Below are 15555 nucleotides of genomic sequence, written 5' to 3' on the forward strand. Positions count from 1 at the left end.
GGGGTGGCGGAGCGAAGGGGGGCGGAGCGAAGAGGGGCGGCGGAGCGAACGGAGGGGCGGCGGAGCCAAGGAGGGCGGCGGAGCGAAGGGGGCGGCGGAGCGAACGGAGGGGCGTTGCCCTGTCACTCGCGTGGACCCCGTCAGAACGCCCCGGTCTCCGCCACCGGCAAGGATGCGGCCATGGGTATACGCATGGTTCACCACCGGACGCCCCAGAGCAGGCCCCCGGCCAAAGGCCGTTCCGCCGCCGTATCCTCCCAGGTCACGGCGCCTGTGTCGGCCCCGGCCCAAGCGGCCGGCGCCAGTTCAGCCCGCATCCCCACCGACCTCGCCGTCACCGTGCGCCGAGCGGTCACCCGCTTCCGGCGCAGGCTCCGGTCCCGACCCGACCTGCGCCAGTGGCTCGACCTCACCCGCAGCTACCTCGCGCTGCTCCTCGCGGCACTTCCCGGCCCCCGCCGCCCCCGCACCATGACCGTGTTCGTGGCGAGCCTCACCGAACGGCCGAAGGACTCCGCCGCACGCCGTCGGCGGCCGGGGTCGGACGCCACACCCTGACCGCCACGGCGTATCCCAGCGCCCCGAGCAACAGCCCCGCGCCCGCTCCGAAGAGCACCGTGGGAAGCAGCTCCCAGGGTTTCGCCGTAGCCCCCCAGTAGGCCCACCACCGCGTCGCCCGCTGCACCGCCGCCAGCAGGGCGCAGCCGGCGATCCCGGCGCCGGCCCACCACCGGTCCCGTACCGACAGCAACGGCACCCCCACCGGCTCCCCGGCCGGCGCTCGCCGTACCGCGCGAGCCACGAACACGGTGAGCACGGCCGCGGCCACCGCCGAACTGCCGTACTGGAGCAGGGTGTACACCGGCACGCCCGCTGCGTTCCGGCCGATCGCCGGGATCAGCCGAGTCCCCCAGCGGTCGTGGTGCGTGAACGCGTCCCAGATGACATGCGTGAGCGCGCCGAGCACGGCGGAGACGTACCACCAGGCCGCCGTGGAAAGGCCCGCACGCGCGCGTGGCGCCCCGCAGCGCAGCAGCGCGGCCACTCGCCCCTGCCGGGTACGGGGCGCGAGGGCAACGAGGGGTTCCCGGACCAGCAGCCACAGCGCCACGAGCGCCCAGGAGAACAGCACGTCGACGGTGAGGACACCGGTGAAGGAGTGCGTGAAATCGCCGAACTCCATCGCGTCCGGCACCGCGCTCGCCGCGTAGTAGGTGAGGTCGGGCGCGAAGGACCCCGCGACGAGCACCGCCGGCACCAGCCGCCCGCGCCCGGTCCCGTCGCCGCGTACGGCGGGCAGCACGGCGGCGGCGTGGCTGAGAGTGAACGGCACTCGGGTCCCCCTGGAAGCAGTCGTCGGCCGGAGCGCCGAACAAGAGATCGCGTACGGCAAGTATCCGCGACACCACCATCGTTCAACGGGGGATGGCCAACTGGTGAAAATCGGGCACCGTCGGGTGTCCGTGGAAGGGAAGTTGTCGTAGGGTCGCCTGGGTTGTCGCCCCGGCGTGCACGGCCGGATGCGCTACCTCACCACGCGAAAGAGGTAACAGGGGCAACCACAGCACCGGGTCGACCGTCACACCAGAGGCGAGCGGACAGACGGAGACGGGCGCTCAGAAGGCGCCCATGGGAGGGGTTCACCTTATGGCGGCGCAATTCGGCAGGCGGCTGCGCAAGGGAGCGGCGACGACCGCCGCGGCCGCGTTGGCGGTAGCGGCTCTCTCCGCGTCCCAGGCGCCGGGCGCCACGTCCGGAGACACGGGCAGACAGGCCAACGCCGGCGCCAGCACCTCGGCGCCCGACGGAGCCGGGTCGGCCGACGGCGCCACCGGCAACTCGCCGTACTACACGGACCTGCCGCCGCTCAACAGCCCGAACCCCAGTGCCAGCCCCACGGCCTCCTCGTCGAGCATCGGCACCGCCGTCTCCCGGGGCGCGGCCGAGGCCGGCATCCCCGCCACCGTCCTCGACGCCTACAAGAAGGCCGAGGCGGAGCTGCGCAGTTCCAAGCCCGGCTGCAACCTGCCCTGGCAGCTGCTGGCCGCCATCGGCAAGGTCGAGTCCGGCCAGGCCCGCGGCGGTGACGTCGACGCCGAGGGCAACACCCTGCACCGGATCCTCGGCCCGCAGCTCGACGGCAACGGCTTCGCGCTCATCCCGGACACCGACGGCGGCAAGTACGACGGCAACAGCGAGTACGACCAGGCCGTCGGCCCCATGCAGTTCATCCCGTCGACCTGGGCGTGGGCGGGCCGCGACGGCAACGGCGACGGCGTCAAGGACCCCAACAACGTCTACGACGCGGCGCTCGCCGCCGGCCACTACCTGTGCCGCAACGGCTGGGACCTGTCCGTCCAGGCCGACATGAACAGCGCGATCCTCAGCTACAACAACTCGCAGGACTACCTCAACCTGGTCCTGTCCTGGTACGAGTTCTACCGCAAGGGCACCCACTCGATACCGAACGGCACGGGAACCCTGCCCTCGCACAGCAGCGACGGCTCGACCGGTTCCGGCTCCGGCTCCGACGGTCCCACGACGAAGCCGACCAAGACCACGCCCAAGCCCGACGAGCCCTCGCCGACCCCCCCGAGCACGCCCACCCTGCCGCCCACGGCCACCGACACCGTGGACCACCTGGAGGACGCGGGCACCGCCACGCTCACGGCGATGGCCGGCGACGCGTTCGGCCAGCAGATCAGCACGCGCGCGGAGACCAAGGCCGGCCGGGTCGTCGCCAAGGTCCGGGTCCGCTTCACCATCGTCGGGGACACGGACGCGACCTTCAGCGGCGGCGAGGACACCGCCACGGTCGTCACCGACAGCAAGGGCGTCGCCGTCGCGCCGGCGCTCCAGGCGGGCGAGAAGACCGGCGACTTCACGGTCCACGCGAGCGTGGTCGGCCGCACGGTCAAGGGCGTCGACTACGACGCGGTCGTCACCGCGCGCGCCGCCGACGCTCTCGCCCTCGTCAACACCACCGCGCTGACCTGTACCCCGGGCGGCGAGTTCGCCGACCAGGTGCAGGCGAAGGCCACCTACCAGGGCGCCGTCGCCGACAAGGTCGCCGCCACCGCCACGCTGATCAAGTCGGCGGACGACACGAGCGAGAACGACAAGGGCCCGTACTTCAAGGACGCGAACGGCAACGCCGTCCGCACCCTCACGGACCTCCAGACGGACGCGAACGGCCAGCTCACGCTGCCCAAGCTGTACGCGGACGACACCACCGGCACGTTCCTGCTCCGCATCACCACCACCGGCGGCGCCACGCTCACCGTGGAGCTGACGGTCGCCGCGGCCGACCCCTCGCCGAGCCCGTCGCCGAGCCCCTCCGCCTCCGCGTCGGCCTCCGCGTCCGCCTCCCCGAGCGCTTCCGCCTCCTCCTGATCCACCGCCGTACGACCACCAGGGCGCCCTCCCGCCGACGCGGGACGGCGCCCTCGGCGTCGTACGACCTGTTCTCATCTCACCCTCCCGTTGCTACGGTGCCCGGACCTGACGATCCATCAGGAAGCCGTCGACCGTGGGGAGGCCCCGCATGCGTGCCCTGATCGCCGCCGCGACCGGTCTCGTCCTCGCGGTCGTCCTGGTCGTGACGGTCAGCGCCCTGGGGTCGCCGGACGGAAAGACGTCTCCCAAGCCGCTGCTCACCACGGTGCCGTCCCACCCGTAACCGCCGCCCCGGGAGGCCGAGATGCGCCGCAAGGCCAGTCTGGTCCTGCTCGCCGTCGCCGTGTTCTTCGCCGCGCTGTCCCCGCTGCTGCGCTGGTACGCCTTCCCGCGGCTCGCCAAGATCCCGGCGAACCAGTACCAGGACATGGTCCTGGTGGCGAAGGACGCCACGCTCCTCGACTACGGCACCATGAAGGCGAAGAAGGTCCCCCGGGTCACCATCGTGCAGACCCTCAAGGGCGACGTGGCGGCCGCGAAGAAGATCGAGAAGACGGCGGGCCGGGACGTCGTCGTCTGGGACAGCCTGTCCTACGTCCAGGGACCCGACGGCAAGATGGTCTCCGAGATCCCCGAGCGCTACATCTTCGACGCCCACAGCCAGGAACCCGTGCACGCCACCGGCGAGATGGTCGACGGGGACGCGGTGACGCGGGACGGCATCGAGTTCAAGTTCCCGTTCCTGACCGAGAAACGGGACTACGAGTACTTCGACGCGCAGACCCGCACCACCAACCCCATCCACTACAAGGGGACGCAGACCTTCCGGGGCGTCAAGGTCTACTACTTCGAGCAGACCATCCCCTGGACCAAGGTCCCCATGCCCAAGAAGCTGCCGGTGCAGGGCATCACCGCCGAGTCCGTCGCCAAGACCGGCACCACCCGCTGGTACACCACGGTCCGCAAGTTCTGGGTCGAGCCGGCCACCGGGGCACCCGTCTACGGCGAGGAGATCCACAAGGAGGAACTGCGCGGCGGCACCCTGCTGGGCGGCCGCGCCAAGGTGACGGCCTTCGCCGGCGACGTGAAGATGCGCGAGGACTACATCAAGAGCACGGTCGCCCTGGTCAAGCACAACCGCACCCTCGTCCTGATGCTGACCTCCTACCTCCCCTGGGGGTTCCTGTCCCTCGGCATCGCGCTGCTCGCCCTCTCCCTCTACCTGGAGGCCCGCGGCCGCCGCCCCGCCGACCCCGCACCGGCCGACACCCCGGTCCCGGAACCGGTCAGCGCCTGAGCCGCGCGTTGGTGTGCCGGGTGGGCTCGGCCGCGGCGGGATCCTCAGGCCAGGGATGCTTCGGATACCGCCCGCGCAGCTCGGCCCGTACGCCCTTGTAGCCGTCCTTCCAGAACGAGGCGAGGTCGGCGGTGACGGCGGCGGGCCGCCCGGCCGGCGACAGCAGATGCACCAGCACCGGCACCCCGGCCACCGTGGGCGACTCCTGCAGCCCGAACATCTCCTGCAACTTCACGGCGAGCACGGGTTGCTCAGGGTTCCCGTAATCGACCCGGATCCGCGACCCACTGGGTACGGCGATCCGCTCGGGCGCCAGCTCGTCCAGCCGCCCGGCCTCTCCGCTCGCCCACGGCAGCAGCCGCCGCAGCGCCTCCCCGGCGTCGATCCGCCCGAGATCAGCCCGCCGCCGGGCCCGGCCGAGCTCCGGCTCCAGCCATTCGTCCACGCGCGCGTGCAGCGCGTCGTCGGACACGTCCGGCCAGGGCTCACCGAGATGCAGCCGGAGAAAGGCGAGCCGCTGCCGCAGCAGGGCGGCGTCGGGCGTCCACCGCAACAGGCCGAGCCCCTCGCGCCGCAACCCGTCGAGCAGAGCGTCGCGTACGAGGGCCGGGTCGGCGTCCCGCAACGGCCGCACCGCCAGCTCGATCGCGCCGAGCCGCTCCACCCGCCGCGCGACGACGTCCCCGTCGGCCCAGTGGACCTCCTGGTCCGCCGCGTACAGGGATGCCGCCGCCGACCTGGCCGTGTCCTCGTCCACCACCGCGGCGAGCTGCACGCGCGCGTGGCCCTTGCCGACGGGACGGTCCGCGACGGCCACGGCGATCCACGGGGCACCGCGCAGCGGGCTGCCCTCCCGGAGCTCGGCCCGGGTGCCGGAGGCCATCAGGTACGACCCTCCGTCGGCCCTGGCGACCCGCTCGGGGAAGGCGAGGGCGGCAACGCGTCCCACGGCGCGGTCGTCCACGCGGGGCGCCGCGGCGCCCTCGCCGTCCGCCTTCAGCCGCCGTACCTCCGCGAGCCACCGCCCGGCATAGGCGTCACCGCCCCGCCGGGCGGTGCGCAGCGCGGCCGCCAGGTCGTCCCCGTACTCGCGCGGCGGCTCCTCGCTCAGCAGCGCGACCACCTCCGCGCCCCCGCCCGGGCTGTCCAGCAGCGCACGCCCCAGCCGTGGGTGCACCCCCAGTCGGGCCAGCCGCACCCCGCGGTCCGTCGCCCGGCCGGCCGAGTCGACCGCGCCGATCGCCGTCAGCACCTCCCGCGCCGCCGCCATCGCCCCGGCCGGCGGAGGGTCCAGCAGCGCCAGTCCGGCGGCTTCCGGATCGCCCCAGCAGGCCGCCTGGAGGGCGAACGCGGTCAGGTCGGCCAATCGGATCTCCGGGGCCGGAAAAGCCGTCAGACGGGCGTCCTCGGCCTCGGACCAGCAGCGGTACACCGCCCCCGGCGCCTCCCGCCCGGCCCGCCCCGCCCGCTGCCGCCCGGCCGCCCGGGACGCCCGTACCGTCGCCAGCGCGCTCAGCCCGCGCGCGTGGTCCACCCGCGGCTCCCGCGCGAGCCCCGCATCGACGACCACGCGTACGCCGGGCACGGTGAGCGAGGACTCGGCGACCGCCGTCGCCAGCACCACCCGGCGCCGGGTCCCGGGCGCCAGCACCGCGTCCTGGACGGCGGCCGGTGCCCGGCCGTGCACCTGGAGCACCTCCACGTCCCCGAGGTCACCCAGCCGGCCCGCCACGCGCGCGATCTCGCCCACCCCCGGCAGGAAGCACAGCACGTCGCCGTCCCGCTCGGCCAGGGCCCGCCGCACCACCGACACCACATGAGCGAGCAGCGCCGGGTCGACCCGCATCCCGTGCGGGGGCCGTACCGGCGGCACCGGCGGCGCCCACACCACCTCCACCGGGTACGCGACACCGGCCGCCTCGACCACCGGCGCCCCGCCCAGCAGCCGCGCCCACCCCTGCGCGTCCGTCGTCGCCGACGCGGCCACCAGGCGCAGCTCCGGCCGCAGGGTCTCCCGTACGTCCCAGAGGAAGGCCGCCACCGTGTCGGCGTCCAGGTGGCGCTCGTGGCACTCGTCGAGGACCACGACGTCGACGCCGGACAGTTCCTGGTCGCGTTGCAGACGCTGCAACAGCACACCGGTCGTGACGACCTCCACGCGGGCGTGCCGTCCCACGACCCGCTCGCCGCGCACGGTGTAGCCGACGCTCCGCCCGACCTGCTCACCGAGCAGCCAGGCCATCCGGCGGGCCGCCGCGCGGGCGGCGATCCGGCGCGGCTCGGCCACGACCACCCGCCGTGCCGGCCCCTCGCCCAGCAGCCCGGCCAGCGCCAACGGCACCAGCGTCGTCTTGCCGGTGCCGGGCGGTGCCACGAGGACGGCGGTGCCGTGCCCCTCCAGGGCGTCGTGCAGACCGGGCAGGGCCTGCCGCACGGGCAGCGCGTCCAGGGCGTCGTAACGGATCACGCCCCTAGTGTCGTACGCGCGCGCGGGCGTCCCGGTGCACTCAGTCCCGGTGCGCTCAGTCCCGTGCGCTCAGTCCCTCCCTCAGCCTTCGGCCGGGGAGACCCCCATCTCGCTTCGCTCGCACACGAAGATCGCCGTCCCGGGGATGAGATTGCCCCGCAGCGGGGACCAGCCGCCCCATTCGGAGGTGTTCCAGGCCGGCCACTCCGGCTCCACCAGGTCCACGAGCCGGAAACCCGAGGAGGCGATGTCCCGGACCCGGTCGCCGAGCGTCCGGTGGTGCTCGACGTACACCGCGCGGCCGTCCTCGTCCTGCTCGACGTAGGGCGTCCGGTCGAAGTAGGAGGACGAGACCGAGAGCCCTTCGGGGCCGGGCTCGTCCGGGAACGCCCAGCGGATCGGGTGCGTCACCGAGAAGACGAACCGCCCGCCCGGCCGCAGCACCCGCCGCACCTCGCGCAGCACCAGACGCGGATCGGCGACGAAGGGAAGCGCGCCGTACGCCGAGCACACCAGGTCGAAGGAGGCGTCCGCGAAGGGCAGCGCACTCGCGTCCGCGCAGACCAGGGGAAACGATCCGCCGATGCGCAGCGCGTGCTGGAGCTGGCGGTGCGAGAGGTCCAGGGCGACCGGCCGGGCCCCCTGGGCGGCCAGCCAGCGCGCGCACTGGGCCGCGCCGGCGCCGATCTCCAGGACGTCCTTCCCCTTCAGCTCCTCCGGCGGGCCGAGCAGCTCCGCCTCCACCTCGTCGAGGCCCTCGGGACCCCACACGAAACGGTCGTCGCCGAGGAACGTGCCGTGCTCGACCTGGTACTCGTCGGCGTTGCGGTCCCACCAGCCCCGGTTGGCCCGGCTGCTCTCCGCGACCCCGGCGGCACGCCGGGTGGCTTCCGGTTCGGCCTCTGCGCCGGTCGTCGCACCGGCCGCTTGGAGGTCGAACGAATCGGGCTCTTGGATGATCGGCTCCCTCGTCGTACTCTTCCGTCCAACCCCGTCACGGGCGTGTCACGGACGGGGTGTGTCAGGCCTGCGTGGCCTCGTGGGACGTTTCTTGTGCCGGGTATGCGGCGTTCCGCCCCGGGTGTGCGCCTTCGCGCATTGACCCTGCCCGGCTGCCCCCGTATGCTACAAGTTGCGCTGCGGGCCTGCGCACCTCAGACGTAGCAGGCTGCGCTCGCATCTGTTGTATGTCCCCTCGGTTGTCGAGGCGCCACCAGTAGTTGGGTGGCGCTTCCTAGGCTGTCCGGCTTCTGCAGAGCGAAACAGGCTCCCGGCGTAAGCAGTACCTACGACTTCAATGTCCGTACCGGAGCCCTTTCTCACATGACGAGCAGCACCGAGACCACCGCCACCACCCCGCAGGTAGCGGTCAACGACATCGGTAACGAGGAAGCCTTCCTCGCCGCGATCGACGAGACGATCAAGTACTTCAACGACGGCGACATCGTCGACGGCGTCATCGTGAAGGTCGACCGGGACGAGGTCCTGCTCGACATCGGTTACAAGACCGAAGGTGTCATCCCGAGCCGCGAGCTCTCGATCAAGCACGACGTCGACCCCAACGAGGTCGTCGCCGTCGGTGACGAGATCGAGGCCCTCGTCCTCCAGAAGGAGGACAAGGAAGGCCGCCTGATCCTCTCGAAGAAGCGCGCCCAGTACGAGCGCGCGTGGGGCACCATCGAGAAGATCAAGGAAGAGGACGGCATCGTCACCGGTACCGTCATCGAGGTCGTCAAGGGTGGTCTCATCCTCGACATCGGCCTCCGTGGCTTCCTCCCGGCCTCCCTGGTCGAGATGCGCCGCGTCCGCGACCTCCAGCCCTACGTGGGCAAGGAGCTCGAGGCGAAGATCATCGAGCTGGACAAGAACCGCAACAACGTGGTCCTGTCCCGCCGTGCCTGGCTGGAGCAGACCCAGTCCGAGGTCCGCCAGACGTTCCTCACGACCCTCCAGAAGGGTCAGGTCCGTTCCGGTGTGGTCTCCTCGATCGTCAACTTCGGTGCCTTCGTGGACCTGGGTGGCGTCGACGGTCTGGTCCACGTCTCCGAGCTGTCCTGGAAGCACATCGACCACCCGTCCGAGGTTGTCGAGGTCGGCCAGGAGGTCACCGTCGAGGTCCTCGACGTCGACATGGACCGCGAGCGTGTCTCCCTGTCGCTGAAGGCGACCCAGGAAGACCCGTGGCAGCAGTTCGCCCGCACCCACCAGATCGGCCAGGTCGTCCCCGGCAAGGTCACGAAGCTGGTTCCGTTCGGTGCGTTCGTCCGCGTCGACGAGGGCATCGAGGGTCTGGTCCACATCTCCGAGCTGGCCGAGCGCCACGTGGAGATCCCGGAGCAGGTCGTCCAGGTCAACGACGAGATCTTCGTCAAGGTCATCGACATCGACCTCGAGCGCCGCCGCATCAGCCTCTCGCTGAAGCAGGCCAACGAGTCCTTCGGTGCCGACCCGGCCTCGGTCGAGTTCGACCCGACCCTGTACGGCATGGCCGCGTCCTACGACGACCAGGGCAACTACATCTACCCCGAGGGCTTCGACCCCGAGACCAACGACTGGCTCGAGGGCTACGAGAAGCAGCGCGAGGAGTGGGAGCGCCAGTACGCCGAGGCGCAGCAGCGCTTCGAGCAGCACCAGCAGCAGGTCATCAAGAGCCGCGAGGCCGACGCCGCTGCCGCTGCCGAGGGCGGCGACGCCGCGGGTGCGGCTCCGGCCGCGGGTGGCGGTTCGTACTCCTCCGAGGGAGCCGACACCTCCGGTGCGCTGGCCTCGGACGAGGCGCTGGCCGCGCTCCGCGAGAAGCTCGCGGGTGGCCAGAGCTGATCGCTCGCCGCTCGGCTTAGCCGATAACTGAGGGGCCGTACCTTTCGAGGTACGGCCCCTTGGTGTTGGCAGGTCGGCCGGTTGTTCGCCGGCCGGCGGCCCGGTGGGGGCTGGTCGCGCAGCTCCTCCCCCAGCCTTCGGTCGGGGCTACCCCCAGCGTCCCTGGGGGAGTTGGCGTGGCCGCCCGTCGAAACGTGTGGGATACACGAATAGCCGCTGGGCCGTAACGCGGCGCTGGGAGGCTTCCCCGGTCTTCGTTCAAGATCGGAAGGGGAGTCGCGTCATGACACAGCCTCAGTACGGGTCGGGGACGAGCCGGCGGGCGTTCCTCAGGAACGTCGGTCTCACCGGTGGTGCCGGCGCCATGTTCGCCACCATGGGAGCCCTCGGACTCGCCCCCACCGCCCAGGCCGCCCAGCGCGAACAGCCCTTTCGGGCGCCCAGCGCGAGCGACTTCACGCTCACCGGGCGCGCCGCGGCCAGGGTCGTCATCCTCGGCGGCGGCATCGCCGGTCTCGCGACCGCCTACGAACTCGGCAAGGCCGGCTACGACTGTACGATCCTGGAGGCCAGGGACCGCACCGGCGGACGCAACTTCACCGTGCGCGGCGGCGACTCCACCACCGACCTCTACGGCAACACGCAGACCGCGCGGTTCGCCGACGGCCACTACATGAACGCCGGGCCGGCCCGGATCCCGCAGTGGATGATCACCCTCGACTACTGTCGCGAACTCGGTGTCCCCATCCAGGTGTTCACGAACGTCAACGCCGACGCCTACATCTACAACGAGTCCGCCGGCATGACGAAGCCCGAGCGGTACCGCACGGCCAAGGCCGATGTGTACGGCTACGTCTCGGAGTTGCTCGCCAAAGCGACCGACAAGGGTGCGCTGGACGGGGCGTTGACGGCCACCGACCAGGAGCGGCTCGTCGAGTTCCTCAAGGACTGGGGCGAACTCGGCGACAAACTGACGTACGAAGGCGGTGAGCGGCGTGGATACACGACCGTACCGGCCGCCGCCGGCACCCCCGGTGTGCTCCTCGGCGATGTCCCGACCGCCTCCGCGGTGCTGGCGAGCGGGGTCGGTCGCTACTTCTCGTTCGAGTTCGGCTTCGACCAGGCGATGCTGATGTTCCAGCCGGTCGGCGGCATGGACCAGATACCGAAGGCGCTCACCCGGGCGATCGGCGCCCGGCGGATCCGTACCGGAGCCGCCGTCTCCAAGATCACCGACACCGGTCACGGCGTCACCGTGACGTACACCCAGGGCGGCCGTACCAAGGTCGTCGAGGCGGACTACTGCGTGGCCGCCATGCCGCCCAACATCCTCGCCAAGGTGCCGCACAACCTGGGCTCCGGAGTGCAGAGCGCCCTGGAGGCCGTCACCCCGTCGTCGGCCGCCAAGATCGGCCTCGAATACCGCTCCCGCTGGTGGGAGCTCGACCACAACATCTACGGCGGCATCACCGAGACCGACCAGGACGTCACCCACATCTGGCACCCTTCGTACGGCTTCCACGGCGAACGAGGTGTTCTCATCGGCTACTACAACTACGACGACGACGCCGACTCCTACGCCAGGCTCACCCCGGCCCAGCGCGAACGGCGCGCGGTCGCCGCCGGAGTGAAGATCTACGGCGACAAGTACCGCACCGAACTCGCCTCCTCCTTCTCCCACCACTGGCGCCAGACGCCCCACCTGGAGGCCGCCTGGCACGACACCCCCGGCGGCCCCGACCACGCGCGCTACAAGCCCCTGAACGAGCCCACCGGCCGGGTCTGGTTCGCCGGCGACTGGCTCAGCTACACGGACGCCTGGCAGCACGGCGCGTTCAGCTCGGCGCGCAAGGCGGTTACGGCGCTCCACGCGCGCGTGATGGCGGCCTGACCCCGGCACGCGTGCGTGACCGCGTCCGGTGCGGACGCACGCACGCGCGCGTGCACCCTCTTGCTTGTGCCATGAGAAGGCGGTGAGAGGCGCCTGTCCGGGGTTCCGGCGGGAATGCCTGTGGTCAGTGCCGCGTTGACCCGTATGAACACGAGGAGGAGCGGTCACAGTGCTTGATCCGCAGGGTTTGTACGCATGGGAGCCGAAGGGGCTGGCCGTCGTCGACATGGCGCTTGCCCAGGAATCGGCCGGTCTTGTCATGCTCTACCACTTCGACGGATACATCGACGCGGGTGAGACCGGCGACCAGATCGTCGACCGGCTGCTCGACTCGCTGCCCCACCAGGTCGTCGCCCGCTTCGACCACGACCGGCTCGTGGACTACCGGGCGCGCCGCCCGCTGCTGACCTTCACGCGGGACCGCTGGACCGAGTACGAGGAGCCCAGCATCGAGGTCCGCCTGGTCCAGGACGCCACCGGCGCCCCCTTCCTGCTGCTCTCCGGCCCCGAGCCGGACGTCGAGTGGGAGCGCTTCGCCGCTGCCGTACAGCAGATCGTGGAGCGGCTCGGCGTCCGCCTGTCCGTGAACTTCCACGGCATCCCCATGGGCGTCCCGCACACCCGCCCCGTCGGCCTCACCCCGCACGGCAACCGCACCGACCTGGTCCCGGGACACCGCAGCCCCTTCGACGAGGCCCAGGTGCCCGGCAGCGCCGAGTCGCTGCTCGAATTCCGCTTGATGGAGGCCGGCCACGACGTCCTGGGCGTCGCAGCGCACGTGCCGCACTACATCGCCCGCTCGCCCTACCCGGACGCCGCCCTGACCGTCCTGGAGGCCGTCACGGCCGCCACCGGCCTGGTCCTCCCGGGCATCGCGCACGCCCTGCGCACGGACGCGCACCGCACCCAGACGGAGATCGACAGCCAGATCCAGGAGGGCGACGAGGAGCTGACCGCCCTCGTGCAGGGCCTTGAGCACCAGTACGACGCGGCCGCGGGCGCCGAGACGCGGGGCAACATGCTCGCCGAGCCGGTGGAGATCCCCTCGGCGGACGAGATCGGCCTCGAGTTCGAGCGCTTCCTCGCGGAGCGCGAGGGCGACAACTGAGGCCCGCCCGCACGTGACCACGCACCGGCCGGGGCGGCGAGCCCAGGCCGGTGCGAGGGCGACCGAGCCCCGTCACGGCCGGTGTCGGTGCCAGGGCCTAAGCTTCGGGGCATGCTCAAAGTTGGTCTCACCGGCGGCATCGGCGCCGGCAAGAGCGAGGTGTCGCGGCTGCTCGTCGGGCACGGCGCGGTGCTGATCGACGCGGACCGCATCGCGCGGGAGGTCGTCGCGCCCGGAACCCCCGGCCTGGCCGCCGTGACCGAGGCCTTCGGCCCGGAGGTGCTGGCCGCCGACGGCAGCCTGGACCGGCCCAGGCTCGGCTCGATCGTCTTCGCCGACCCCGCGAGACTCGCCGTACTGAACTCGATCGTGCACCCCCTCGTCGGGGCCCGCTCCCGCGAGCTGGAGAGCGCGGCCGCCGACGACGCCGTGGTGGTCCACGACGTCCCGCTCCTCGCGGAGAACGACCTCGCGCAGCTCTACGACGTCGTGGTCGTCGTGGACGCCGCCCCAGAGACCCAGCTGGACCGGCTGACACGGCTGCGGGGGATGACCGAGGAGGACGCCCGCGCACGCATGGCCGCGCAGGCGACGCGCGAGAAGCGCCTGGAGGTCGCGGACATCGTGATCGACAACGACGTCCCCCTGGACGCGCTCCGGCAGCGCGTCGGGGAGGTGTGGGCCGACCTCCTGCGCCGCGCGCGGACAGCCGGTTCGAACGAGCGGAATGCGTCTTCGAAATAGCGGGCACCCGTCCGGGCGTTGAACCGCTTCAGTGAGGGAAGGACTTTGCCGTGCCCGAGACCAGCGGTTCGACCGGACGTACTCCGGAGACGCATGTGATCGACTTCCGTGCCGCCGAGCAACTGCTCAACGCACGGGACCCGCGGGGCGCGGTGAAGCTGCTCGACGGAGTGATCGGCGCGCACCCCGAGAACACAGCCGCCCGGCTGCTGCGCGCGCGTGCCTTCTTCGCGGCCGCGCAACTGCGACCCGCCGAGCTGGAGTTCACCATCGTCCTGGAGCGTGAACCGGACAACGCGTTCGCCCACTTCGCGCTCGCCCGCACCTACCAGCGCCAGGGCCGCGCCGACCTCGCGATACGCCACTTCCGGCTGGCGGCCGCCCTGGACCCGAACCCGGAGTACCTCAAAGCGGCCCGCTTCGACACGGACGCGTGAGCCGGCGGGGTGTGAGCGGGCGGAGTGTGACCAAGCGGAGTGTGAGCAAGCGGAGTGCGCGTCGGCGGGCCGTCTCCGGATGCTCCCTCACGGGTGGCCGTGCCGCGGCGGGCGCCGGAAGGGCGGCGGGCGGGTGTCCGCGGGCGGGTACGGCGGCACATCACGCCCCGGCTGATAGTGAGGGCCCTGCCGGATGTGCCTGAGGATCACGGCCATGTCGACGGTGGCGACCAGCCACAGCACCCCGCAGGCAGCCGCCCAGCCGGGGCGCCCGACCAGCGCGAACGCCGCCGTGCCGAAGATGGCCCAGGTCAGCCCCCACACGCTCAGCCACAACCGCGCCCGCAGGGCACTGCGGGCGGTCGCCGGTTCACTGCCCGTACGCATCCCGGATCACCACTCCTGTCTGAAACGTACTCCTCGACCGGACGTTCACCAAGGGGGACCCCACCGTGCTGCCGGACGCCGCCGACCTGCCCGACCTGCTCCTCGACCTCGCCGTGCCGCACGAGGACATCGGCGAGGTGGTGGCGCTGCGGCGGACCGTGAGCGCCGACCCCGGGGTACGACGGCTGCTGGAAGAGGGCGCCGAGGACGTGACCGGTGTCGTCCGGGAGGTGGACGACCCGTCCGGGCTCGGTGACCGGGCCGCCCAGGCTCCGGCCGCCCTGGGCGAGTACTTCCTCGTGTACGTCTTCCTCGCGGCGGTGCCGCACGTCCGCGCGGTGCACCGGGCGCGCGGCATTCCCGACGACGTCTCCCGCCACACGCTCGCCGACCTGGGCCGCGGCATGGCACTGCACCGTCGGCGGTACGGCACGGGAGGGCTGGGAACGCGCCAGGGGCACTGGCTCACCCGGCACTTCTGCGGGCGGCTCTACCAGCTGGGACGACTGCAGTACGAGCGGACGGGGCTCGGCGAACGCACGGCACAGGCGATCAGGTCGGCCGGCACCGAGGTGACCGGCGGCGAGCCCTCCCTGGACCTGCACATCCCCGACTTCCTCGGGCCGCTCACCCCGGTCGCCTGCGACCGCTCCCTGGACCACGCCCGGGAGTTCTTCGCCCGGCACTTCCCCGAGGAGCCCCACGCGGTCGCGACCTGCCACTCCTGGCTGCTCGATCCACAGCTGCGCCGGCACCTCGCGGCGGACTCCAACATCGTCCGTTTCCAGGAGCGGTTCCGGCCCGGGTGGCAGGACCCGGAGCCGGCCGACACCACACCGGTCGGCTTCGTCTTCGGCGACCCGGACCTGCCGGTACGGGACCTGCCCCGCCGGACGTCGGTGGAGCGGGCGGTCGGCGACCACCTGCGGGCGGGCGGCCACTGGTACGTCGGGCACGGATGGTTCCCGTGGGACCAGTGACGGCCGTCAACCGCGCCCTTCCGCAGGA

General features: G+C 72.0%; 14 protein-coding genes. 10 read left to right on the forward strand and 4 right to left on the reverse strand.

Annotation, left to right across the window (positions count from 1 at the left end):
• Positions 1-180: 180 nt before the first annotated feature.
• Entirely contained in the window at positions 181-558 is a 378-nt protein-coding gene (locus tag ACFY0P_RS18095; protein ID WP_388913442.1) for a hypothetical protein, read from the forward strand.
• Here the strand turns inward: ACFY0P_RS18095 and ACFY0P_RS18100 are convergent.
• Positions 494-1333: a DUF4184 family protein gene (locus ACFY0P_RS18100; protein ID WP_388913445.1), complete on the reverse strand. Its 840-nt coding sequence runs from the start codon at positions 1331-1333 to the stop codon at positions 494-496. The genes ACFY0P_RS18095 and ACFY0P_RS18100 overlap by 65 nt on opposite strands.
• A 314-nt stretch (positions 1334-1647) precedes the next feature.
• On the opposite strand from ACFY0P_RS18100, the gene ACFY0P_RS18105 reads away from it, so the two are divergent.
• The 3 genes from ACFY0P_RS18105 to ACFY0P_RS18115 all read left to right on the forward strand — a co-directional run bounded on the left by ACFY0P_RS18105 (position 1648) and on the right by ACFY0P_RS18115 (position 4693).
• A complete protein-coding gene (locus tag ACFY0P_RS18105; protein WP_388913448.1) occupies positions 1648-3393 on the forward strand; it encodes a lytic transglycosylase domain-containing protein in 1746 nt (581 codons plus the stop codon).
• A 151-nt stretch (positions 3394-3544) separates the two neighbouring features.
• Entirely contained in the window at positions 3545-3679 is a 135-nt protein-coding gene (locus tag ACFY0P_RS18110; RefSeq protein WP_388913451.1) for an SPW_0924 family protein, read from the forward strand.
• A 21-nt stretch (positions 3680-3700) separates the two neighbouring features.
• Positions 3701-4693 carry a DUF3068 domain-containing protein gene (locus ACFY0P_RS18115; protein WP_388913453.1) on the forward strand — a complete coding sequence of 331 codons (993 nt, stop codon included), beginning with the start codon at positions 3701-3703 and terminating at the stop codon, positions 4691-4693.
• Here ACFY0P_RS18115 and hrpB read toward each other — a convergent pair.
• Complete coding sequence (hrpB, locus tag ACFY0P_RS18120; RefSeq protein WP_388913456.1) at positions 4683-7160, reverse strand: ATP-dependent helicase HrpB; 2478 nt, start codon at positions 7158-7160, stop codon at positions 4683-4685. The genes ACFY0P_RS18115 and hrpB overlap by 11 nt on opposite strands.
• A gap of 81 nt (positions 7161-7241) precedes the next feature.
• The gene (locus tag ACFY0P_RS18125) at positions 7242-8117 is read right to left on the reverse strand and encodes a class I SAM-dependent methyltransferase (RefSeq protein ID WP_388914140.1); all 876 of its coding nucleotides are present in this window, start codon (positions 8115-8117) and stop codon (positions 7242-7244) included.
• Positions 8118-8483: 366 nt separating this feature from the next.
• Between ACFY0P_RS18125 and rpsA the strand changes: the two genes are divergently transcribed.
• The 5 genes from rpsA (at position 8484) to ACFY0P_RS18150 (ending at position 14160) form a co-directional block, all read left to right on the forward strand.
• Positions 8484-9980: a 30S ribosomal protein S1 gene (rpsA, locus tag ACFY0P_RS18130; RefSeq protein ID WP_093504378.1), complete on the forward strand. Its 1497-nt coding sequence runs from the start codon at positions 8484-8486 to the stop codon at positions 9978-9980.
• A gap of 364 nt (positions 9981-10344) precedes the next feature.
• On the forward strand, positions 10345-11871 hold the full coding sequence (locus tag ACFY0P_RS18135; protein ID WP_388914143.1) for a flavin monoamine oxidase family protein: 1527 nt from the start codon (positions 10345-10347) through the stop codon (positions 11869-11871).
• Positions 11872-12040: 169 nt separating this feature from the next.
• Positions 12041-12979 carry a PAC2 family protein gene (locus ACFY0P_RS18140; RefSeq protein WP_388913459.1) on the forward strand — a complete coding sequence of 313 codons (939 nt, stop codon included), beginning with the start codon at positions 12041-12043 and terminating at the stop codon, positions 12977-12979.
• 111 nt (positions 12980-13090) lie between these two features.
• The gene (gene coaE, locus ACFY0P_RS18145) at positions 13091-13723 is read left to right on the forward strand and encodes a dephospho-CoA kinase (RefSeq protein WP_388913462.1); all 633 of its coding nucleotides are present in this window, start codon (positions 13091-13093) and stop codon (positions 13721-13723) included.
• A gap of 50 nt (positions 13724-13773) precedes the next feature.
• Positions 13774-14160, forward strand: a complete 387-nt coding sequence (locus tag ACFY0P_RS18150) for a tetratricopeptide repeat protein (RefSeq protein WP_294010760.1) — start codon at positions 13774-13776, stop codon at positions 14158-14160.
• Between the two features lie 87 nt (positions 14161-14247).
• Here ACFY0P_RS18150 and ACFY0P_RS18155 read toward each other — a convergent pair whose 3' ends face one another.
• Positions 14248-14547 (reverse strand): DUF6343 family protein, encoded by a 300-nt coding sequence (locus tag ACFY0P_RS18155; protein WP_388913465.1) that lies wholly within the window; start codon positions 14545-14547, stop codon positions 14248-14250.
• A 65-nt stretch (positions 14548-14612) separates the two neighbouring features.
• Here ACFY0P_RS18155 and ACFY0P_RS18160 point away from each other — a divergent pair, with 65 nt between their 5' ends.
• Positions 14613-15527: an acyltransferase domain-containing protein gene (locus ACFY0P_RS18160; RefSeq protein ID WP_388913468.1), complete on the forward strand. Its 915-nt coding sequence runs from the start codon at positions 14613-14615 to the stop codon at positions 15525-15527.
• Positions 15528-15555: the final 28 nt, after the last annotated feature.

It is taken from the genome of Streptomyces sp. NPDC001714 (assembly GCF_042892755.1).
GTDB lineage: Bacteria > Actinomycetota > Actinomycetes > Streptomycetales > Streptomycetaceae > Streptomyces.

Excerpts from the sequence above, each read along its gene's own strand:
- ACFY0P_RS18095 (WP_388913442.1), top strand. The coding sequence starts at position 181 with ATGGGTATACGCATGGTTCACCACCGGACGCCCCAGAGCAGGCCCCCG.
- ACFY0P_RS18105 (WP_388913448.1), top strand. The coding sequence starts at position 1,648 with ATGGCGGCGCAATTCGGCAGGCGGCTGCGCAAGGGAGCGGCGACGACC.
- ACFY0P_RS18110 (WP_388913451.1), top strand. The coding sequence starts at position 3,545 with ATGCGTGCCCTGATCGCCGCCGCGACCGGTCTCGTCCTCGCGGTCGTC.
- ACFY0P_RS18115 (WP_388913453.1), top strand. The coding sequence starts at position 3,701 with ATGCGCCGCAAGGCCAGTCTGGTCCTGCTCGCCGTCGCCGTGTTCTTC.
- rpsA (WP_093504378.1), top strand. The coding sequence starts at position 8,484 with ATGACGAGCAGCACCGAGACCACCGCCACCACCCCGCAGGTAGCGGTC.
- ACFY0P_RS18135 (WP_388914143.1), top strand. The coding sequence starts at position 10,345 with ATGTTCGCCACCATGGGAGCCCTCGGACTCGCCCCCACCGCCCAGGCC.
- coaE (WP_388913462.1), top strand. The coding sequence starts at position 13,091 with ATGCTCAAAGTTGGTCTCACCGGCGGCATCGGCGCCGGCAAGAGCGAG.
- ACFY0P_RS18155 (WP_388913465.1), bottom strand. The coding sequence starts at position 14,547 with ATGCGTACGGGCAGTGAACCGGCGACCGCCCGCAGTGCCCTGCGGGCG.